The organism is Acidibrevibacterium sp., assembly GCF_049965395.1.
GTDB classification, from domain to species: domain Bacteria; phylum Pseudomonadota; class Alphaproteobacteria; order Acetobacterales; family Acetobacteraceae; genus Acidibrevibacterium; species Acidibrevibacterium fodinaquatile.
Window position 1 is genome coordinate 66,168 of sequence record NZ_JBMFWJ010000008.1, and the last position, 19,277, is coordinate 85,444.

At 67.4% G+C, this 19,277-nt stretch carries 24 protein-coding genes; 8 read left to right on the forward strand and 16 right to left on the reverse strand.

Annotated features, from left to right (window positions below; genetic code table 11):
- Positions 1–45: 45 nt before the first annotated feature.
- The 16 genes from ACP5M5_RS04390 to ACP5M5_RS04465 form a co-directional block, all read right to left on the reverse strand.
- On the reverse strand, positions 46–1,059 hold the full coding sequence (locus tag ACP5M5_RS04390; protein ID WP_427935770.1) for a dipeptidase: 1,014 nt from the start codon (positions 1,057–1,059) through the stop codon (positions 46–48).
- 83 nt (positions 1,060–1,142) lie between these two features.
- Positions 1,143–1,556 (reverse strand): DUF1489 family protein, encoded by a 414-nt coding sequence (locus tag ACP5M5_RS04395; protein ID WP_427935771.1) that lies wholly within the window; start codon positions 1,554–1,556, stop codon positions 1,143–1,145.
- A 19-nt stretch (positions 1,557–1,575) separates the two neighbouring features.
- Entirely contained in the window at positions 1,576–2,490 is a 915-nt protein-coding gene (dmeF, locus tag ACP5M5_RS04400) for a CDF family Co(II)/Ni(II) efflux transporter DmeF (RefSeq protein WP_427935772.1), read from the reverse strand.
- 42 nt (positions 2,491–2,532) lie between these two features.
- The gene (locus ACP5M5_RS04405; RefSeq protein WP_427935774.1) at positions 2,533–3,447 is read right to left on the reverse strand and encodes a glycosyltransferase; all 915 of its coding nucleotides are present in this window, start codon (positions 3,445–3,447) and stop codon (positions 2,533–2,535) included.
- A 9-nt stretch (positions 3,448–3,456) separates the two neighbouring features.
- Entirely contained in the window at positions 3,457–4,338 is an 882-nt protein-coding gene (gene rfbD / locus ACP5M5_RS04410; protein ID WP_427935775.1) for a dTDP-4-dehydrorhamnose reductase, read from the reverse strand.
- A complete protein-coding gene (gene rfbC, locus ACP5M5_RS04415; protein ID WP_427935776.1) occupies positions 4,335–4,898 on the reverse strand; it encodes a dTDP-4-dehydrorhamnose 3,5-epimerase in 564 nt (187 codons plus the stop codon). Before rfbC ends, rfbD begins: the two co-directional genes overlap by 4 nt.
- Positions 4,899–5,046: 148 nt before the next feature.
- Positions 5,047–5,922: a glucose-1-phosphate thymidylyltransferase RfbA gene (rfbA, locus tag ACP5M5_RS04420; protein WP_427935777.1), complete on the reverse strand. Its 876-nt coding sequence runs from the start codon at positions 5,920–5,922 to the stop codon at positions 5,047–5,049.
- Positions 5,919–6,989 carry a dTDP-glucose 4,6-dehydratase gene (gene rfbB / locus ACP5M5_RS04425; RefSeq protein WP_427935778.1) on the reverse strand — a complete coding sequence of 357 codons (1,071 nt, stop codon included), beginning with the start codon at positions 6,987–6,989 and terminating at the stop codon, positions 5,919–5,921. Before rfbB ends, rfbA begins: the two co-directional genes overlap by 4 nt.
- A gap of 77 nt (positions 6,990–7,066) precedes the next feature.
- Entirely contained in the window at positions 7,067–7,849 is a 783-nt protein-coding gene (fabI, locus tag ACP5M5_RS04430; RefSeq protein ID WP_427935779.1) for an enoyl-ACP reductase FabI, read from the reverse strand.
- A 66-nt stretch (positions 7,850–7,915) separates the two neighbouring features.
- Positions 7,916–8,620 carry a c-type cytochrome biogenesis protein CcmI gene (gene ccmI, locus ACP5M5_RS04435; protein WP_427935780.1) on the reverse strand — a complete coding sequence of 235 codons (705 nt, stop codon included), beginning with the start codon at positions 8,618–8,620 and terminating at the stop codon, positions 7,916–7,918.
- Entirely contained in the window at positions 8,617–9,069 is a 453-nt protein-coding gene (locus tag ACP5M5_RS04440; protein WP_427935782.1) for a cytochrome c-type biogenesis protein, read from the reverse strand. Before ACP5M5_RS04440 ends, ccmI begins: the two co-directional genes overlap by 4 nt.
- Positions 9,066–9,671, reverse strand: a complete 606-nt coding sequence (locus ACP5M5_RS04445; RefSeq protein ID WP_427935784.1) for a DsbE family thiol:disulfide interchange protein — start codon at positions 9,669–9,671, stop codon at positions 9,066–9,068. Before ACP5M5_RS04445 ends, ACP5M5_RS04440 begins: the two co-directional genes overlap by 4 nt.
- The gene (locus ACP5M5_RS04450) at positions 9,668–11,629 is read right to left on the reverse strand and encodes a heme lyase CcmF/NrfE family subunit (protein ID WP_427935786.1); all 1,962 of its coding nucleotides are present in this window, start codon (positions 11,627–11,629) and stop codon (positions 9,668–9,670) included. The genes ACP5M5_RS04445 and ACP5M5_RS04450 overlap by 4 nt, the downstream gene beginning before the upstream one ends.
- A 10-nt stretch (positions 11,630–11,639) precedes the next feature.
- Positions 11,640–12,140, reverse strand: a complete 501-nt coding sequence (gene ccmE, locus ACP5M5_RS04455) for a cytochrome c maturation protein CcmE (RefSeq protein WP_427935788.1) — start codon at positions 12,138–12,140, stop codon at positions 11,640–11,642.
- Complete coding sequence (gene ccmD, locus ACP5M5_RS04460; RefSeq protein WP_427935790.1) at positions 12,137–12,274, reverse strand: heme exporter protein CcmD; 138 nt, start codon at positions 12,272–12,274, stop codon at positions 12,137–12,139. Before ccmD ends, ccmE begins: the two co-directional genes overlap by 4 nt.
- Entirely contained in the window at positions 12,271–13,050 is a 780-nt protein-coding gene (locus ACP5M5_RS04465) for a heme ABC transporter permease (protein WP_427935792.1), read from the reverse strand. Before ACP5M5_RS04465 ends, ccmD begins: the two co-directional genes overlap by 4 nt.
- A 79-nt stretch (positions 13,051–13,129) precedes the next feature.
- Here ACP5M5_RS04465 and ACP5M5_RS04470 point away from each other — a divergent pair, with 79 nt between their 5' ends.
- The 8 genes from ACP5M5_RS04470 to folE all read left to right on the forward strand — a co-directional run bounded on the left by ACP5M5_RS04470 (position 13,130) and on the right by folE (position 19,277).
- Positions 13,130–13,423, forward strand: coding sequence for a YciI family protein (locus tag ACP5M5_RS04470; protein WP_427935794.1), 294 nt, complete (start codon positions 13,130–13,132; stop codon positions 13,421–13,423).
- A gap of 28 nt (positions 13,424–13,451) precedes the next feature.
- Entirely contained in the window at positions 13,452–13,865 is a 414-nt protein-coding gene (locus ACP5M5_RS04475) for an EVE domain-containing protein (RefSeq protein WP_427935810.1), read from the forward strand.
- Positions 13,866–13,927: 62 nt separating this feature from the next.
- On the forward strand, positions 13,928–15,238 hold the full coding sequence (locus tag ACP5M5_RS04480) for a serine hydrolase domain-containing protein (RefSeq protein ID WP_427935796.1): 1,311 nt from the start codon (positions 13,928–13,930) through the stop codon (positions 15,236–15,238).
- A gap of 8 nt (positions 15,239–15,246) precedes the next feature.
- Positions 15,247–16,014: an enoyl-CoA hydratase gene (locus tag ACP5M5_RS04485; protein WP_427935798.1), complete on the forward strand. Its 768-nt coding sequence runs from the start codon at positions 15,247–15,249 to the stop codon at positions 16,012–16,014.
- 2 nt (positions 16,015–16,016) lie between these two features.
- Entirely contained in the window at positions 16,017–16,304 is a 288-nt protein-coding gene (locus tag ACP5M5_RS04490; RefSeq protein ID WP_427935800.1) for a DUF1330 domain-containing protein, read from the forward strand.
- Positions 16,305–16,333: 29 nt separating this feature from the next.
- On the forward strand, positions 16,334–17,104 hold the full coding sequence (locus ACP5M5_RS04495; RefSeq protein ID WP_427935802.1) for an SDR family NAD(P)-dependent oxidoreductase: 771 nt from the start codon (positions 16,334–16,336) through the stop codon (positions 17,102–17,104).
- Positions 17,105–17,113: 9 nt separating this feature from the next.
- Positions 17,114–18,541, forward strand: a complete 1,428-nt coding sequence (locus ACP5M5_RS04500) for an MFS transporter (protein ID WP_427935804.1) — start codon at positions 17,114–17,116, stop codon at positions 18,539–18,541.
- 97 nt (positions 18,542–18,638) lie between these two features.
- Positions 18,639–19,277 (forward strand): GTP cyclohydrolase I FolE, encoded by a 639-nt coding sequence (folE, locus tag ACP5M5_RS04505; RefSeq protein WP_427935806.1) that lies wholly within the window; start codon positions 18,639–18,641, stop codon positions 19,275–19,277.

The following is a 19,277-nucleotide window of genomic DNA, read 5'->3' on the forward strand; positions in this document are numbered from 1 at the left end:
CGAACAAAGCGAGAGCGGAGGCAACGCCGCGACCGGCCGCCGACATCAGCGCGCGATTTCCTCGGCGCGGCGCAGGAGGCGGAGGAAATTGCCGCCCCAAAGGGCTGCGATCTCCGCCCGGCCATAGCCGCGCGCGACCAGCTCGACGGTGATCGCCGCGCTCTCGGCGGCATTCGACCAGCCGGAAATCCCGCCGCCACCGTCGAAATCCGAGGAAATCCCGACATGGGCGACGCCGATGCGCCGCGCCGCGTAGTCGATGTGATCGACAAAATCGGCAACCGTCACGCTCTCGGCGCTGCCTTTGGCGCGCAGGAATGAGGGCATGGCGGTGATCTGAATCAGCCCGCCGCTGGCGCGCAGCGCATCGAGTTGCTCGTCATCGAGATTGCGCGGATGATCGCAGAGCGCGCGGATGCAGGAATGGCTCGCCAGCACCGGCGTGCGCGAGGCGGCAACCGCTTGCAGCATCGTTGTCTTAGCGGTGTGCGAGACATCGACCAGCATGCCAAGACGGTTCATCTCGGCGATCGCCGTCCGCCCGAGCCGCGACAGCCCGCCATGCTCGGCCGGCGGATCGGCGAGATCGCGGCGCGCGATGGCAGCATCGGCGAGATCATTGTGGCCATTATGGGTAAGCGTCATATAGCGCGCGCCCAGCGCCCGAAGCGCCCCGAGATTGCCGGGATCGCCACCGATCGCCTGGCCGTTCTCGACCACCGGGATGATGCTGATCACCCCCTCGCGCCACGCCGCCTCGACCTCGGCGGCGGTCTCGGTAATGCGCGCGCGTATCCCATCATGCGAGCGGCCCATGGAGCGGATCGCCTGCAACATGGTCTGGGCGCGCAGAAACGCCGCTTGCTGGCTGTCGGCATCGCGCCGTGTTTGCGGCACATAGGCGGCAAAACAGCCGGCGGTGAGCCCGCCACGGCGCATTTTCGGCAGATCGACGCGGCGATCGCTTTCGCGGAACGGATCGGGACCGTCGGGCCAGGGAATATCGATATGGCTGTCGAGGGTGAGGATGTCGCGATGAAGCGCAAGGGGATCGGTCATGGCCGCACGCTCTCCGAGCTACGTTCCGCCGTCAAGCGCCAGACACGAAATTGTCTCGCAGGCAACGCTAGTTAGAACGCCCGTTAGAGCAAGGCAAGCGCGCGCAACGCCTCGGCCAGAGCGGGCGGCAGCGCCGCATCCTCGCCACCCTCGGCGAGATCGGGCGGCGCCTGCTCGGGCGCGAGATAGCGCCAGCCCTGAAACGCCCTGACCGGCCGCGCGGCGACATGGACAAGCGTGGGGTCGAGCGTGATCGCGCAGGCGGCGCTGCCGTCCTCGCGCCGCGTCGCCGCGATCGCGACGATGCGCTGGCGCACGCTCATGGTGCCGGCGATCACCCAATAGAGCGAGCCGCCAGCGAGAATTTCGGGCGCGCGTTTGGGAACATGGCGCGTGACGTGGCGGAGCGGCGGATGGGCCGCGGCGCGCTCGGCCTGCACCGCCGCGAGATGGGCGCGATCGCTGATCCCGACCGCGAGTTTTTGCAAATGGAGCATCCGCCCTCACGCCATCATGCTAGGCCGGCTCGATCTCGATGGTGAGATGCGAGAGCCCGGCGGTCGCCCCGAGGCGGCGGCGATATTCATCGAGGCTCAGCGGCGTCGCGCTGGCGATCGAGACCACGGCGCAGAGATGCCCCGGCCCGACCCGCCAGACATGGAGATCGCGCACCCGCGCCCCGTCGCGTTCGAGCACCTCGCGGATACTGGCCGCGGCCTCGGGATCGGGCGTCATATCGAGCAGCACCGCGCCGCTCGCGCGGATCAGGGTCACCGACCAGCTCACGATGACGGCGGCGCCGATCAGCGCCATCACCGGATCGAGCCACAGCCAACCGGAAAGACGCGCCCCGCCAAGGCCGATCAGCACCAGGATCGAGACCGCGGCGTCGGCCAGCACATGCGCGCGCGCGGCGCGCATATTGTTGTCCTCGGACACCGCGCCGTGATCATGCCCATGCCCATGCCCATGCCCGTGCCCATGCCCGTGCCCGTGATCGCCGAGCAGCAGCGCGCTCGCGACATTGACGACGAGACCAATGCCCGCGATCGGGATCGCTGCGGCAAAATCGATCGCGACCGGATGAACGAAGCGCGACAACGCCTCCCAGGCGATGAGGATCGCGATCATGGCGAGCGCGATGGCGCTCGCGAAACCGGCGAGGTCGCCGAATTTGCCGGTGCCGAAGGCAAAACGCGGATCGCTGAGATGGTGGCGGGCGACACGATAGGCAAGCGCCGCCAACAACAGTGCCCCGACATGCGTTGCCATGTGCAGCCCGTCGGCGATCAGCGCCATCGAGCCAAACAGCGCGCCGCCGGCGATCTCAACCAGCATGACCGCAAGACAGAGCCAAACCACGACCCAGCTCCGCCGCTCGTTCTCGGCGTGGTGGGCGCCGAGAAAAACATGGTTATGGGGATTTTTCATCGGGCCCTCGCGGCAGTGCCACAATCGGCGAAGTCTAACCCGTCATCCGATCAGGAGCCAGAGCCGCAGCAAAAACGTCTCAAGCCGCGTCCGGCGTTCAAGCCCGGGCCAGGCGAGCAGCCGCAACCGCCCGCGCAAGCCCCTCCCGAGGGCCTGCGCCAGCGCCGCCGCTTCGTCCACCACCGGCGCCGGCAACAGCGCCGCATTGGCGGCAAGCCCCGCGAGATGGGCGCGAAACCGGGCGATGAACGGCGTCGGGCCGCGGCCAAGCGCCGCGAGCGCCCGGCGAAGCCGCGAACCCGGCGCGCCGATCGCATTGCCATCATGCTGACGATAAAGCAGCACCTCCTCGGCATCGGTGAGGATGACACCGCCGGCGGCGCAAACCAGAAGATAGCTCCACCAATCATGCAAGGTCTCGGGCGGTGGCCGGCTTGCCGCGACCAGCTCGGCGGCGGCGCGATTGAGCATCATGGTGCAGCCGGGGGCAATATTCGCGGCCAAGGCGGCGGGAAACCGGGTCATGCCGCCAAACGGCGGCAAGCTTCCCAGCGGGCCGAGCGCGGCATCGACCAAGCGCGCCCGCGCGCAATAGAGCGCCGGCCGCTGGCCGGGCAGGATTGCGAGGGCGTCGCGCGCCCGCGCGAGCTTATCCTCACGCCAGACATCGTCCTGGTCGCAAAAGGCAAAAAAATCATTCGCGGGATCGGCGCTGGCGGCGGCGAGGAGCGCGAAAAAACTCCCCGCCGCGCCCAGCCGCCCGGGCGGCTCGCTGACCGCGTCGCTCTGGCCGGGCGCGAAGGCGGCGAGCAGCGCCGGGCTCGCATCCGTAGAGCCATCATCGCGCCAATAGAGATGCCAGTCCTGGCAGCTCTGGCGCGCGAGGCTTGCGAGCTGCTCAGGGAGAAACCGTGCGCCCTGGTAGCTCGCCAGCAAAATCGCGACGCGTCCCGCCATCGGCGGCGGTCAGGTGGCACAGAGGGTGGCGACGACGCGCGCGAGGCTTTCGCGCCAAGGCGGCAAGGCGAGGCCGAAAACCCGCGCGAGCTTGCCGCAAGCGAGCCGCGAATCGGCCGGCCTTCGCGCCCGCGTCGGCCAGTCTTTGGTCGCGATCGCGGCGATCGGCGGCGTTGGGATGCCATAGCGCGCGGCCTCGGCGAAAATTGCCACCGCGAACTCATGCCAGCTCGCCTCGCCCGCCCCGGCGGCGTGATAGAGCCCCCAATTTTCCGCGCCGGCATCACATTTCGTCACGAGATCGAGGATCAGGGCGGAGAGATCCTCGGCCGCGGTCGGTGCGCCGCGCTGATCGGCAACGACGCGGAGATTGCGACCGGCGGCCGCCGCGGCGAGCATGGTGCTGACGAAATTCCGCCCGCGCGCCGCATAGACCCAGGACGTGCGCAGGATCAGCGCCCGCGCCCCGCTCGCCAACACCGCCGCTTCGCCGGCAAGCTTGCTCGCGCCATAGATTCCGGTCGGCGCGGTGGGATCGGTCTCGACATAGGGCGCGCCCTTGCTGCCATCGAACACGTAATCGGTGGAGATATGGATGAGCGGAATGCCGGCGTCGGCGGCGAGGGCGGCAAGCCGCGCCGGGCCGTCACGATTGGCGCGAAAGGCCGCCGCTGCATCATCTTCCGCGGCATCGACGGCGGTGTAGGCGGCGGCGTTGATGACGAGACGCGGCCGGGTCGCGGCAAAAACCGCGTCGATGCTCTCCGGGCGGTCGAAATCGACCTCGGGCCGCCCCACCGTGCGCGCGGCCATGCCGCGCCGGGCCGCGTGTTCAGCCAGCGCCTGCGCCACCTGCCCCGTGCCGCCGGTGATCAGGAGTGGCGCCGTCATCCGCCCGCCCGAAACCATGGCGTGACCTCAGCGAGAGGCGGCAAGACCCGGTCCTTGTCGGAGAGCACCACCGCCTCCGCCGGCGCCGGCCAGGGAATCGCAAGCATTGGGTCGTTCCAGATCACGCCGCGCTCGGCGGCGCGGTCATAGGGCGCGGTAACTTTGTAAATCACCTCGGAATCAGGCTCCAAAGTGCAAAACCCATGCAGAAACCCGCCCGGGATCCAAAGCTGGCTCCAGTTCTCGGCGCTCAAGACGGCGCTGACATGGCGGCCATAGCTCGGCGAGCCAACCCGGAGATCGACCGCGACATCGAAAATCGCCCCGCGCACGCAACGCACCAGCTTGCCTTGGATTGCCGGCGCAATCTGGCAATGCAGGCCACGAAGGGTGAAGCGCTGGGCGGAAAAACTGTGATTGTCCTGAAGGAAGTCCCCCTCGATCCCGGCTTCCCGCCAGCGCGCGGCATTGAAGGTCTCGGAAAAAAAACCACGCGCATCGGCAAACCGCGGCGGCGTCAGCAAAATCACATCGGGAATGGCGAGGCGTTCGATGTTCATCAGCAAAATCCAAAGAAAGAGTCTTCTTTTTCTGAAGAAAAAGAAGCAAAAAGACTTTCGTCCTGATGTCTCGAAATGGCCACCACCCGAGATGGGATAAAAGTTTTTTGGTTCTTTTTTTCAAAAAAGAACATTTCTTGCCTTTCTTTTAAGCCTGATGCCCATCGGCGAGCTCTGCCAGGACTTGACCGAGTTCGGTTTTACCGAGGCCTCTCGCATGCTGGCGCAGCGCGTCGGCATCGATATGGCCGAGCCGGAAGGCGACCTCCTCGGGGCAGCCAACCAGCATCCCCTGGCGCGACTGGATGGTCTGCACGAAGGTTGCGGCCTGCAGCAGGCTATCGGGGGTGCCAGCGTCGAGCCAGGCGCAGCCGCGCCCGAGCCGCTCGACCTCGAGCGAGCCATCTTCGAGATAGAGCCGGTTGAGATCGGTGATCTCCAACTCACCGCGCGCCGAGGGGCGGATGCGGGTCGCGAAATCGCTCACCCGGGCATCGTAGAAATAAAGCCCGGTAACCGCCCAGTTCGATTGCGGCGCCGCCGGTTTTTCGACGATATCGATAGCGCGGCCGGCCGCGTCGAAGGAAACGACGCCATAGCGTTCGGGATCGCGGACGCGATAGGCGAACACCGTCGCCCCCTGGGTGCGCGCGCTCGCCCGCCGGAGAAGATCGGAGAGATGGTCCGCAAAGATCAGGTTGTCGCCGAGCGCGAGCGCGCACGGCGAGCCCGCGATCCAGTCATGGCCGATGAGAAAAGCCTGCGCGATCCCCTCCGGACGCGGCTGCTCGGCATAGGCGATGCGCAGGCCGAGCCGCTCGCCATCGCCGAGCAGGCGGCGGAATTGCGGCAGGTCAGCCGGCGTCGAAATCACCAGAATATCGCGGATGCCGGCGAGCATCAGGGTCGAAAGCGGATAATAAATCATCGGCTTGTCATAGACCGGCAGCAATTGCTTGGAGGCTGCGAGCGTCATCGGCGAAAGCCGCGTCCCCGAGCCGCCCGCGAGAAGAATGCCTTTCATGCCCCATCCCTTGCGCCGGTGATGCCGAGCCGCTCGCCGCCATAGCGCCGCGCCTGGATCTCCTCCCACCACGGGCGATGATCGAGATACCATTGCACGGTGCGGCGCAGGCCCGCCGCGAAATTATGCCGCGCCCGCCACGAAAGCGCCGCTTCGGCATGGCTCGGGTCGATTTCATAGCGGAAATCATGGCCCGGGCGGTCGTCGACGAAGGTGATCAGGCGCGCATGTGGCCCCGCCGGATCGGGCGCCACTTCGTCGAGCACGGCGCAAATCGCGCGCACGACCTCGAGATTGGAGCGCGGCTGGCGGGCGCCGATGGCATAGGTCGCGCCCGGCGTGCCGCGTTCGAGAACGGCGAGCAGCGCCTCGGCGTGATCCTCGACATAGAGCCAGTCCCGCGTGTTCGAGCCGTCGCCATAGACCGGGAGCGGCTTGCCGGCGAGGGCGTTCAGCGTCACCAGCGGGATGAGCTTTTCGGGAAACTGCCAGGGTCCGTAATTATTGGTGGTGTTGCTGACCAGGGTCGGGAGACCGTAGGTGTGAAACCACGCCCGCACGAGATGGTCGGACGCCGCTTTCGATGCCGAATAGGGGCTCCTCGGGTCATAGGGCGTGGTTTCGCGAAACGGCGGATCGGCGGGGCCGAGGGCGCCGAACACCTCGTCGGTCGAGACATGGTGGAAGCGAAACCGCGCCTTGGCGGGCGCCGCAAGGCTCGCCCAATAGTCTCGCGCCGCTTCCAGAAGCACGAAAGTGCCGGTGACGTTGGTTGCAATGAACGCCGCCGGCCCGTCGATCGAGCGGTCGACGTGGCTTTCTGCGGCGAGATGCATGACCGCGTCCGGCCGATATTCCGCGAAAATCGCCCGCATCGCCGCGGCATCCGTGATATCGGCGCGGATCAGGGTGTGGCGTGGGTCAGAGCGCGCGCCCTCGAGCGCCGCTTCGGACGCGGCATACGTCATCTTATCGACCGTCACGACCTCGTGGCCGGTGGTGGCGAGCGTATGGCGCACCACCGCCGAGCCAATGAAGCCGCACCCCCCGGACAGCAAAATCCGCATTTTTCTCCCGATCCCTCGCGCACTTCGTCCTCGCATAGCGGCTTCGCCGCAAGAGGTCCACCGGCAAAGGCGGGCGGTCAGCGCAGGACCATGCCCTCGATATGCATGCCGGCGTCGACATAGAGAACCTCGCCGGTGACGCCGGCGCCATACTCGCTCATCAGCGCAAGCGCCATGCGGCCGACATCGTCCGGCTCGATCAGGCGGTGGAGCGGCGCCGCCTTGGCGCTTTCGTCGAGCAGGTCATCGAAATGGGCGATGCCGGAAGCGGCGCGGGTTTTCACCGCCCCGGCCGAAATGGCGTTGACGCGGATGCGCTTGCCGCCCAGCTCATGCGCGAGATAGCGAACGGCGGATTCGAGTGCCGCTTTCACCGGCCCCATCACGTTGTAATGGTCGACGACCTTCTCGGCGCCATAATAGCTTAACGTGATCACGCTGCCGCCTTCATCCATCAGGGGTTCGGCAAGGTGGCACATGCGGATCAGCGAATGGCAGGAAATCAGCATCGCCTGCGCAAAGCCCTCGGCCGAGCAATCGGTGAGCCTTCCCTGCAAATCCGCTTTCGGCGCGAAGGCGATGGCGTGAAACAGGAAGTCGAGCCGCCCCCATTGCGCCCGGATGGCGTCGAACACGGCGTCGAGCTGGCCCGGCGCGGCGACGTCACAGGGGAGAAAAATCGGCGCCGCGAGATCGCGCGCCAACGGCTCGACGAAGGGTTTCGCCTTGTCGTTGAGATAGGTGATGGCGAGGTCGGCGCCGGCGCTCCGCAGCCGCCGCGCCGCCGCATAGGCAAGGCTGTGCTCGTTGGCGATGCCGGCGATCAGCCCTTTGCGGCCGTTGAGATCAAAAACTTCCATCGGCTTTCTCCGTTTTCGGTGAAACCGCGTGAAAGCACGGCTGGACCTCACCCGCCTTGATCTCGCTCAGGGTGTGGCAAGGCTCAGCCGCTGCTGCACCGCGTCGCGCCACGGAGCATCGGCGGGGGCGGCGGCGAGGGCCTGGCGAAAGAGGTCGGCGGCTTCCGGCGTCACCCGACCGGCGGCCTCGGTCATCGCCTCGGCGGTTTCGGCGGCAAGCGTCGCCTCGAAGCCGGCGGCGAGCGCGCGCTGCCAGGCTTCGGCGGCGGCGGCCGGGTTGCCGCGGGAATTTTCGGCGTTTCCGAGCAGGATATAGCCCTGGCGCGCGCGCGGCGAGGCCGGGTCCATACTGGCGAGCCGGGCGCGGAGAGCGGCGATGAGAGCCTCTTCCTTGGCCGCCTCGGCACGCCGCGGCGCGAGCGGCGCCGCCGGCAGGAACGGCATGCCGCCGGGCCAGTAAAGCGCGAGGGCTGCGAGCGGAATGAGCACGAGCGTGATCAGCAGCGGGCGGCGCTGCGCGCCTTCGGCACCGCTTTCCTGCTCGGCGCCAGCGGCGAGCAAACGGCGCTGCACCTCGATCTCGGCGGCGGCGTATTCCTCGGCGCCGATGCGCCCGTCCGCGCGCTCGCGCGCGAGTTCGGCGAGCTGGGCGCGATAAAGCGCGAGTGCTGCCTCACGCCGCCCACGCAGCCGATAATGCCGGCGCCCGAGCAAAAGCGCGAGCGGGAACAGGCAGAGCCCGGCAGCGAGCACGAACAAAAGCCAGATCACGATTTCAACAGATCCTTGAGCTTGCGCTGTTCCGCCGCCGAAAGCGGCGCCGGCGGCGGGCGCCGCTCGCGCATCGCAAACGCGGAGATGACCGCGCCGCCGATAAGCGCCAGCGCTGGCGAGGCCCAGAGCAGCCAGGTCAGCGGCTCGAAAGGCGGGCGCAGGCGCACGAAATCGCCGTAACGCGCGACCATCCAGGCGATGATTTTCTTGTCGCTCTCCCCAGCCGCGACATGCTGGCGAACGATGTGGCGGAGATCGCGGGCGAGATCAGCGCCGCTATCCTCGATGCTCTCGTTCTGGCAGACGAGACAGCGCAATTGCCGCCCGATCGCCTCCGCCCGCGCCTCCTGCTTGGGATCGGGCAGCATCTCGGCGGGGTCGCTGATCGCCAGCGCCGAAGCGAGCGGCAGCGCCAAAAAAACTAGCAAAATCCATACTCTGATCATGCGTAGGTCCGGAGCAGGGGGGAAACCTCGTCGCGCACCGTCTCGGGCGCGAGCGGGCCGGCCCAATGGCCGCGCACGATCCCAGCGCGATCGATCAGAAAAGTCTCCGGCACGCCATAAAGCCCCCAATCGATCGATACCCGGCCGCTTTCGTCGCGCGCGAGCCGCGCATAGGGGTTCCCATCCTCGCCGAGAAGTTTCGCCGCATCCGCCGCTTGGTCTTTATAGGCGATGCCCCAGATTGGAACCCCGGCGGCGGCCATCGCCATCAATTGCGGATGCTCGATCCGGCACGGGACACACCAGGAGGCGAAGAAATTGAGGAGGAGCGGCCGTCCCCCGGCTTGCAGGGCGGCGCGCAGATCGGCGCTGCCGAAGCCGATGCTCGCCGGCGCTTGCGCGGGCAGCGCGGCGAATTCGGGAATGGCATGGCCGACCAGCGGGTTATCGACCGCGTGGGGATCGTAACGGCCGGCCTCCATGCGCCGGAGCAGGGCATAGAACCCGCCTCCGGCGGCCGCGGCGACGGCAAGGGGAATGCCGACCAGGGCACGGCGCGAAAGCCCCCTCGACGTGCCGCGCGCCGGCCGCGCGCCGCTCATGCCGAGACTGCCCGCGCCGACATGCGGCGAAGCGGCGCGCCGATCCGCAAGCGTCGATCAGCGAGCGAAAGCCCGCCGCCCGCCGCCATCACCAGGGCGCCGAGCCAGATCCAGGGCGCGAGATAATTGACATGAAGGCGCAGCACCGCCTTGCCGTCACGCTCCTCCCCGAGCACAGCGTAGAGATCGCGGAACAGATTGGTGCGGATCGCGGTCTCGGTGGTGGTGGTGCGCTGGAGCGGATAGCTCCGCCGGCCGGGGCTCATCATCGCGATCACGCGGCCATCGCGCATCACACGGATATCGGCGACGCGAGCGCGGTAATTCGGCCCCGGCACATCGTGGAGATCGGCGAGTGTCCATTGATAGCCGCCGAGTTCGACGGTCTCGCCGACGGGAATGGCAATGATCCGGTGCTCGGCGATCGCCATGCCGGCAATGCCGGCAACGGTCAGCCCCATCCCGGCATGGGCGACCGCGCCGCCCCAGGCGGCGAGCGGAATGCCGCCGAGCCGGGCGAGACTCACCGCGAGCCGCACGCGGAACAGGCGTATCCGCTCGACGATGTCGACAAAGGCGCCGAGGATCAGCCACGCGCTGGCGGCGAAGCCAAGCGCCGGGAAAACCGCCATCCGAAAACGCGCGAACGCGCCGACCGCAAGCGCCGCGAGAGCCACCCACCAGAGCCGGATCAGCGCCGGGCCGAGTGCTGCGCGTTTCCACGACAGCATCGGCCCGATCACCATCACGGTAAAAAGCGGGATCGCGAGCGGCAACACGGCGGCGTTGAAAAACGGCGCGCCGACGCTGATTTGCGCACCAGCGAGCAATTGCGCGAACAAGGGATAGGTGGTGCCGGTGAACACCACCGTGGCGATCGCACACAGCAGGATATTGTTGAGGACGAGCGCGCCTTCGCGCGACAGCGGCGCGAAAATCCCGGTCGGCAGCAGCCGCGGCGCCCGCCACGCAAACAGCCCGAGCGCCGTGCCGATGACAAGGGCGAGCAGCGCCAGGATGAAGACCCCGCGCGCCGGATCATTGGCGAAGGCGTGAACGGAGTTGAGGATCCCCGAGCGCACCAGGAACGTGCCGCAAAGGCTCAGCGAAAAGGTCCCGATCGCGAGCAAAACCGTCCAGATTTTCAGGGCGTCGCGCTTTTCGACGACGATCGCGGAATGCACCAGCGCGGTGCCGGCAAGCCAGGGTAGCAGCGAAGCATTCTCCACCGGATCCCAAAACCAATACCCGCCCCAGCCGAGCACATAATAGGACCACCAGGAGCCGAGCGCGATGCCGCCGGTGAGGAACGCCCAAGCAGCCAGCGCCCAGGGCCTGACCCAGCGCCCCCAGGCGGCATCGACGCGGCCCTCGATCAGGGCGGCAAGCGCGAAGGCGAAGGGGATCGAAAACCCGACATAGCCGGCATAAAGGATCGGCGGATGAAAGGCGAGGCCGGGATCCTCGAGCAGCGGGTTCATCCCCTGCCCTTCCCAGGGCGGCGGCCAGAGCCGCACGAAGGGATTGCTGACGGTGAGTGAAAACAGCACGAACCCGACCGATGTCGCCCCGAGAACGCCGATCACCCGCGCCCGCGTCGCCGCCGGCAAAGCGCGCCCGAACACCCCGACGGCGGCGCCGCAGAGCGCGAGAATGAAGCACCAGAGCAGGATCGAGCCCTCATGGTCGCCCCAGATGCCAGTGATCTTATAGAGTAGCGGCTTCGTGCTCTGGCTGTTTTCGGCGATGTTGTAGACCGAGAAATCGGAGACCAGGCTCGACCAGAGGAGAGCCGCGAAAGCGATCGCGAGCGCCATCATCTGGCCGAGCGCGAGCGCCGGCGCCGCGGCCATCAGCGCCGCGTCCCGCCGCGCCGCGCCGATCAGCGGCAAGACCGCCTGCGCCCCCGCCAGTATCACCGCGAGCGCCAGCGCGAAATGGCCGAGTTCGGGAATCATCTTCGCCCTTTCATCCGCCGTTCTTGGTTGCGGGCAAGGTGTTCCAGGTCGCCGCCGGCGGCGGCGGGCCGGCTTCGGGTTGCCAATGGCCGCTTTTCTTCAGCGCCTCGACCACGTCCTTTGGCATATAGGTCTCGTCATGCTTGGCGAGCACCTCTGAGGCGATGAAATTGCCATCTGGCGCGAGCGTCCCCAGCGTCACCACCCCCTGGCCCTCGCGAAACAGATCCGGCAGCACACCGATGTAAGAGACATTCACCGAAGTTCGCCCGTCGGTCACGCGAAACCGCACCGCAGGCTCGCCGTCGATGGTCGTGTGCTGGACGCTGCCGGCGGCGACGAGACCGCCGAGGCGAAGCGTCTCGCCGGCATGGCCGCGGCTCGCGAGATCGGAGGGGGTTACGAAAAACACCAAATTATCGCGGAAAGCGAACAAGGTCAGTGCCGCCGCCGAACCAAGGCCAAGGCCGCACGCAAGCATGATCGCGAGCCGGCGATGCTTGCGTTTCATCGCCGCCGCCCTCCCTCGAGCGCCGCAAGCCGCGCCCGCGCCCGGCGCAGCCGCAGCCAAGCCTCGCCCCCGAGCCAGACCGGGATCGCGAGCGCGGCGCCATAAGCCGGCACGATGTAGGCGAGATGGGTCATGCCCCCTCCGCACGGGCGGCGAGAAGGGCACGGATGCGCCGCTCCATCACCGCCGCCGAAAGCCGCGCCAGTACCAGGGCCGCGAAAATGAACGAGGCGCCGAGCGCGGTGAACAAGAGCGGCCAAAGCATGCCCACATACATCGTCGGCGCCCCGGTGAGCGTGATGCTCGCCGGTTGATGCAGCGTGTTCCACCAATCGACGCTGAATTTGATGATCGGCAGATTGACGACGCCAACCAGCGCCAGGATCGCGCCGGCGCGATAGCCGCGCTCGGGGCTGTCGAAGGCGCGGGTCAGCGCGATATGGCCGAGATAGAGGAAAAACAGCACCAGAACCGAGGTCAGCCGCGCATCCCAGACCCAATAGGCGCCCCACATCGGCTTGCCCCAGAGGCTGCCGGTGATGAGACAGATGGCGGTGAAGCCGGCGCCGACCGGCGCGATCTCGACGGCGGCAAGATCGGCGAGCGGATGGCGCCACACCAAAGACGCGGCGGAAGCGCCAGCCAGCGCCATATAGCCCGCCGAGGCGAGCCAGGCCGCCGGCACATGGACATACATGATCCTGACCGCGTCCCCCTGCTGCCAATCGGCCGGGGCGATGAAAAGCCCCCAGTAAAGCCCGATCGCGGCAAGCGCGAGACCGAGCACGCTCGCCCACGGCAACACCCGCCCGGCGAGGCGCAAAAAGCGCCCGGGATTGGCAAAACGATGCAGCCCGCGCGCACCCGGCGGCGGGACGGTCGATGAGAAAACCTCCACGGCACTCAGCATAGCCGCTCCGCCTCCAGGTTTGAAGCCGGCCGGCGTTGCCTCTATGCTCGACTGCAAATCACGCTCTCGGGAGAGATTCATGTTGTTCGCCATTATCTGCACCGATCGGCCGGCGAGCCTTGATCTGCGTCAAGCAACCCGGCCGGTCCATCTCGACTATCTCAAAGCCCACGCCCACCGGCTGATCCAGGCCGGCCCCGTGCTCAACGCCGCCGGCGAGCCCTGCGGCAGCCTGCTCATCGTCGATGCTGCCGACCGCGCCGAGGCCGAAGCCTTCGCCGCCGGCGATCCTTACGCCAAGGCGGGCTTGTTCGAAAGCGCGCTGATCCGGCCCTATCGCATGGTTTTCCGCGACGGCCAGATGATCGCATGAGCGACGCGATCGCATGAACACGGGGGTTCTGCCCGCCTGGCTGGTGAAATCCGAGCCCGACGCCTTCAGTTGGGCCGATCAGGTGAAAAACGGCACCGAGCCCTGGACCGGGGTGCGCAATCACGCCGCCAAGAATAACCTCAAAGCGATGCAAGTCGGTGACTTCGCGTTTTTCTATCACTCCAATACCGGCCGCGAGATCGTCGGCCTCGTTGAGGTGGTGCGCGCCGCCTACCCCGACCCGACGGCCGAGAGCGGCGACTGGGTCGCGGTCGATGTCCGCGCCGTGGCTCCCTTGCCGCGCCCGGTAAGCCTCGCCGCGATCAAGGCCGAGCCACTGCTCGCCGATTTCGCGCTGATCCGCCAGTCACGGCTTTCGGTGATGCCCGTCGCCACCGCTCACGCGCGGCTGTTGCTGCGGATGGGTGGGTTGAGCGGTTGACGTGATGATTGACCGCAGGCCCCCGCCGGCGGAACAATGGCGGCGGGAAAGCGGAGGAAACCATGCGCAAAGTCATTCCCATCCTCGCCGCGTTGGCGCTGTTCGCGAGCCCGCCGGCGCGTTGGGCGCAGGCGGCAGCGCTCGATCCCGCGGCGCCGGAAGAAGAAGGCATGTCGAGCGAGCGGCTAGCCCGCATCGGCCAGGTGTTCAACGCCGAAATCGCCGCCGGACGCATCCCCGGCGCGGTGATCATGATCGCGCGCGGCGGCCATCTCGTCTATCGCGAAGCCTTCGGCATGGCCGACAAGGCGCATGGGCGGATCATGACGCCCGAGACCATCTTCCGCCTCTATTCCATGACCAAGCCGCTGGTTTCGGTCGCGGCGATGACGCTGGTCGAAGAGGGAAAGCTCCAACTCACCGACCCCGTCGCCAAATACCTCCCCGAATTCAGCGTCTTGCAGGTAAGCGTGCCGGCGACCAACGGGCTCGGCCAGCGCGCCTATACGCTGGTCGCGGCGACCCGCGGACCGACCATCCAGGATCTTTTGCGCCACACGGCCGGCCTCGCTTATGGCGAGATCACCACCAACCCGCTGGTGCGCGACGCTTATATCAAAAGCCGTCTCAGCAAACCCGATTTCGACTACAACGTCACCGATCTCGCGCCCGACGATTTCGTCCACGCTCTCGCCGCCGCACCGCTTGCCTATCAGCCGGGGACGGTGTGGGAATATAGCCTCGCGGTCGATCTTCTCGGCCGCGTCGTCGAAAAAATCTCCGGCCAGCGCCTCGCCGATTTCGTCGCCAAGCGCCTGTTCCGCCCGCTCGGCATGGTCGATAGCGGGTTTTCCGTGCCGGCCGAAAAACAGGACCGGATCGCCGAGCCGCTGCCGACCGATCCCGCAACCGGCGCGCCCAACCGGCTGATCGATGTGCGCTCGCCACCGGCCGAGGATTCGGCGGGCGCCGGCGGCGTCGGCACGGCGATGGATTATTTGCGCTTTGCCGAAATGCTGGAGGAAGGCGGCCGGCTCGACGAGCACGTCATCCTGAGCCCGACGACGGTCGCGCTGATGACCGCAGATCAGCTCGGCCCGACCATCCGGCTAAGCATTTCGCCGGGCGAGATGCTGCTCGGCGTCCCTGGTTACAGCTTCGGCCTCGGCTTCATGGTGCGCATGACCCCGGGGCTGGCCGGGGTTCCGGGCTCGGTCGGCGAATTCATGTGGGCGGGCTATGCCGGCACCTTCTTCTGGGTCGATCCCGCCGAGCAACTGGCGGTGGTGATGATGATCCAGGCGCCGGGGCCAAGCCGGGCCTGGTATCGTCGGGAGATCAAGGATCTGGTCTATCAGGCGATCGTCGAATGAGCGCCGCCATGGTGCGCCTCGCGGAGGACTGGCGGGGAGAGGAATTGATCGCCGAAATCACCATCGATCGGCCGGGCAAGCTCAATGTCATCGGCGAGGCGGCGATGCTTGATTTGCGGGCGCTTTGTGATGATCTCGCCGGGCGGCCGGAACTGCGCTGCGTCGTGCTGCGTGGCGGCGGCGACAAAGCCTTCATCGGCGGCGCCGACATCGCCGAGATGGCGGCGCTCGATCCGGCGAGCGCCCGGCGCTTCATCACCGCGCTGCATGAGGTCTGCGCGGGTCTGCGCGCTCTCCCGGTGCCGGTGATCGCGCGTATCGCGGGCTATGCGCTCGGCGCTGGCCTCGAAATCGCCGCCGCCTGCGATCTCCGCATCGCGGCAAGCACCGCCCGCTTTGGCATGCCGGAGGTCAAGGTCGGAATTCCCTCGGTCATCGAGGCGGCGCTGCTTGCGCGCCTCATCGGCGATGGCCGGGCACGCGCGATGATGCTGCTCGGCGAGGTTTTTACCGCCGAGGAAGCAGAGCGCTGGGGCTTGCTGTCACGGGTGGTGGCGCCGGAGTCCCTCGAATCGGCCGTCGCGGAGGCGATAACCGCGGTGTTCGCGGCCGGGCGCGAGGCCCTCCGGCTGCAAAAAGCGTTGTTTCAACGCTGGGAAAATCTGCCGCTCGATGCCGCGATCATGGCCGGGATCGACGCCTTCGCGCAAGCCTTCGAGGGGCCCGAGCCGCGCCAGCGCCTCGGCGCGTTCGTTGCTCGCAAACGGGGAGACTGACCATGCCGGCCTATCTCATCGCCGAGATCGAGGTTACCGATCCCACGCTTTATGAGCGCTACAAGCCGCTCGCCGCCGCCGCGATCGCCGCCGGCGGCGGGCGCTATCTGGTGCGTGGCGGCGAAACCGTCGCGCTCGAGGGGGCGGCGCCAGCCGGGCGGCTCGTCATCCTCGAATTCCCGAACGCCGCCGCGGCGCGGGCGTTTTACGACGGCCCGGATTACGCCGAGGCGCGCCGGATCCGCGAACGCGCCGCCAAAAGCCGGGTGATCATCGCAGACGGGGTCTGAGAATTTTCACGATCTAAAGAGGAAACGCCATGACCAATCGCTTCGCGCTCTATCCCAGCCTCAAGGACAAGGCCGTCTTCATCAGCGGCGGCGCGACCGGGATCGGCGCCGCCTTTGTTACGCATTTCGCCGAACAGAGGGCACGGGTCGGCTTCGTTGACCTCCTCGATCAGGAGGCTCAGGCGCTGGCGAGCGAGATCGCCGGCAAGGGGCAGCCGAAACCGCTCTATCGCCATTGCGATGTGACCGACACCGCCGCCCTCAAAGCGGCGATCGCCGCACTCGCAGCGGAACTCGGCCCGATCACCGTGCTGATCAATTCGGCGGCCAATGACCAGCGCCACACCATCGAGGAAGTAACCCCGGAATACTGGGATAATCGCCTTGCGATCAATATCCGCCACCAATTTTTCGCGGCCCAAGCGATCGCGCCGATGATGATCGCCGCCGGCGGCGGCTCGATCGTCAATATCGGCTCGGCGAGCTGGCATCTCGGCCAGGGCGGCATGCCCGCCTATGTCGCGGCCAAGGCCGGCGTCGAGGGGCTGACACGCGGTCTCGCCCGCGATCTCGGTCCGCATAAAATCCGCGTCAATTGCATCATCCCCGGCTGGATCATGACCGAACGGCAGATGACGCTGTGGCTGACGCCAGAGGCCGAGCGCGGCCTGATGGAAAAACAGTGCCTCAAGGAAAAAGTCTATCCCGCCGATATCGCGCGCATGGCGCTCTGGCTCGCCGCCGATGACAGCCGGCTGTGCTCGGCACAGAATTGGGTGGTCGATGGCGGATGGAGCTGATACCCAGTCTTGACCGGCGTCGCCGATCGCGCGCTGGGACACCAGCGGCGGGAGTTTCGCGGGACGATGGAGATGGCCGACGGCTTGGAGCAGCCCCAGCGTTTTTGGGGCGCGCTGACGATCTGGCTCGGCTTGACCCTCGCGGTGCTCGATGGCGCCATCGCCAATGTCGCGCTACCGGCCATCGCGCGAGACGTGCATGCCGCCCCCGCTGCCGCCGTCTGGGTGGTGAACGCCTATCAGCTCGCGGTCACCATCTCGCTGCTGCCGCTCTCTGCGCTCGGGGAGCGGCATGGCTATCGGCGGGTCTATTGGGCCGGGCTTTCGGTGTTCATCGTCGCCTCCGCCGCCTGCGCGCTGTCGCGAACGCTGCCGGCATTGACGCTGGCCCGCGTCCTGCAGGGGTTCGGCGCCGCCGGGATCATGAGCGTGAACGGGGCGCTGGTGCGTTTCATCTATCCGCGCCGACTGATGGGCCAAGGGCTCGGGCTCAATTCCATGGTCGCCTCGGTCTCGGCGGCGCTTGGCCCCACCGTCGCCGCCGGCATTCTTTCCATCGCGCACTGGCAATGGCTATTCGCGATCAATGTGCCGCTCGGTGTCCTCGCGCTGATCATCGCGCTGCGCACGTTGCCGGCGACGCCACGCTCGGCACAGAAATTTGATGTCGCCAGCGCCGCGCTGAACGCGCTGACGTTTGGTTTGCTGATTGTCGGGATCGACGGCGCGGCGCACGGCCAGGGGCGTCTCGTCATTGCCGGGGAATTGCTCGGCGCGGTCGTTTGTGGCGCCGTGCTGATCGCCCGCCAGCTTTCCGAGACCGCGCCGCTTCTCCCCGTCGATCTCCTGCGGATCCCACTGTTCGGGCTTTCGGTTGCGACCTCGATCACCACCTTCGCCGCCCAGAGCCTCGCTTTCGTCTCGTTGCCGTTTCTGTTTGAAAACGGCTTTCATCTGAGCGATGCCCATACCGGGCTTTTGATGACGCCGTGGCCGGTCGCGGTCGCGGTGATCGCGCCGTTCGCCGGCCGCCTCGCCGACCGCTACCCGGCCGGCCTACTCGGGGGGATCGGCCTCGCCGGCATGACCGTCGGACTCGCTTTGCTTACCCTGCTGCCGAGCCACCCCGCCCTGCCCGCGATCATCGCGCCGATGGCGCTGTGCGGCCTTGGCTTCGGATTTTTCAACTCACCGAACAATCGCGCGATGCTGACCGCGGCGCCGCGCGAGCGGAGCGGCGGCGCGAGCGGCATGCTGGCGACCGCACGCCTGCTCGGCCAGACCACCGGCGCCGCCCTCGTCGCGCTGTGCTTTGCCTTCGCCCATGCCCGCGGCCCCAAGCTCGCCCTCGTCTTGGCGACGGGGGCGGCGGTGGCGGCGACGATCGCGAGCCTCTCGCGCCTGGGCGGGGCGGCGCGCGCGGGCGCTGACTCGTGAGCGGCTTGCGGCCTGCGCATCCGGCGCCATATCTCATCGATGGGGGCATTGGCCGCGAAGAGGGCCGGCGCCGTTGGGAAAAGAGGATGACCAGCGCGTGGATAGCATAACGAACGTAGCGAAACTCCGTGCCAAGCCGGTCTCCGACCGGCCTTCACGCAGGCAGGCGGAGGCGGCGGTGCGCACGCTGCTGCGCTGGGCGGGCGACGATCCCGGGCGCGAAGGGCTGCGTGACACGCCGTCGCGCGTCGTGCGCGCCTATGAGGAATTCTTCGCCGGCTACGCGACCGACCCGGTTGCGCTACTCGCCCGCACCTTCGAGGAGGTCGAGGGGTATGACGAGATCGTGCTGCTCCGTAACATCCGCCTCGAAAGTGTGTGCGAGCATCACATGGCGCCGATCATCGGGCGCGTCCATGTCGGCTATCTGCCCGACCGGCGCGTGGTCGGCATCAGCAAGCTCGCCCGCGTCGTCGAGGCCTATGGCAAGCGGCTGCAGATCCAGGAGAAGCTCACGGCGCAGATCGCCAATGTCATCAATGAGGTGCTGGAGCCGCGCGGGGTCGCGGTGGTAATCGAGGCGGCGCACCAATGCATGACCACGCGCGGCGTGCACAAGCCCGGCGTGACGATGACCACCAGCCGCATGCTCGGCACCTTCCGCGACGACGCGGCCACCCGCCGCGAATTCTTCGCCATGCTCCAGACCAGCCCGCAAAGCGGCTGCGAGGGGTGA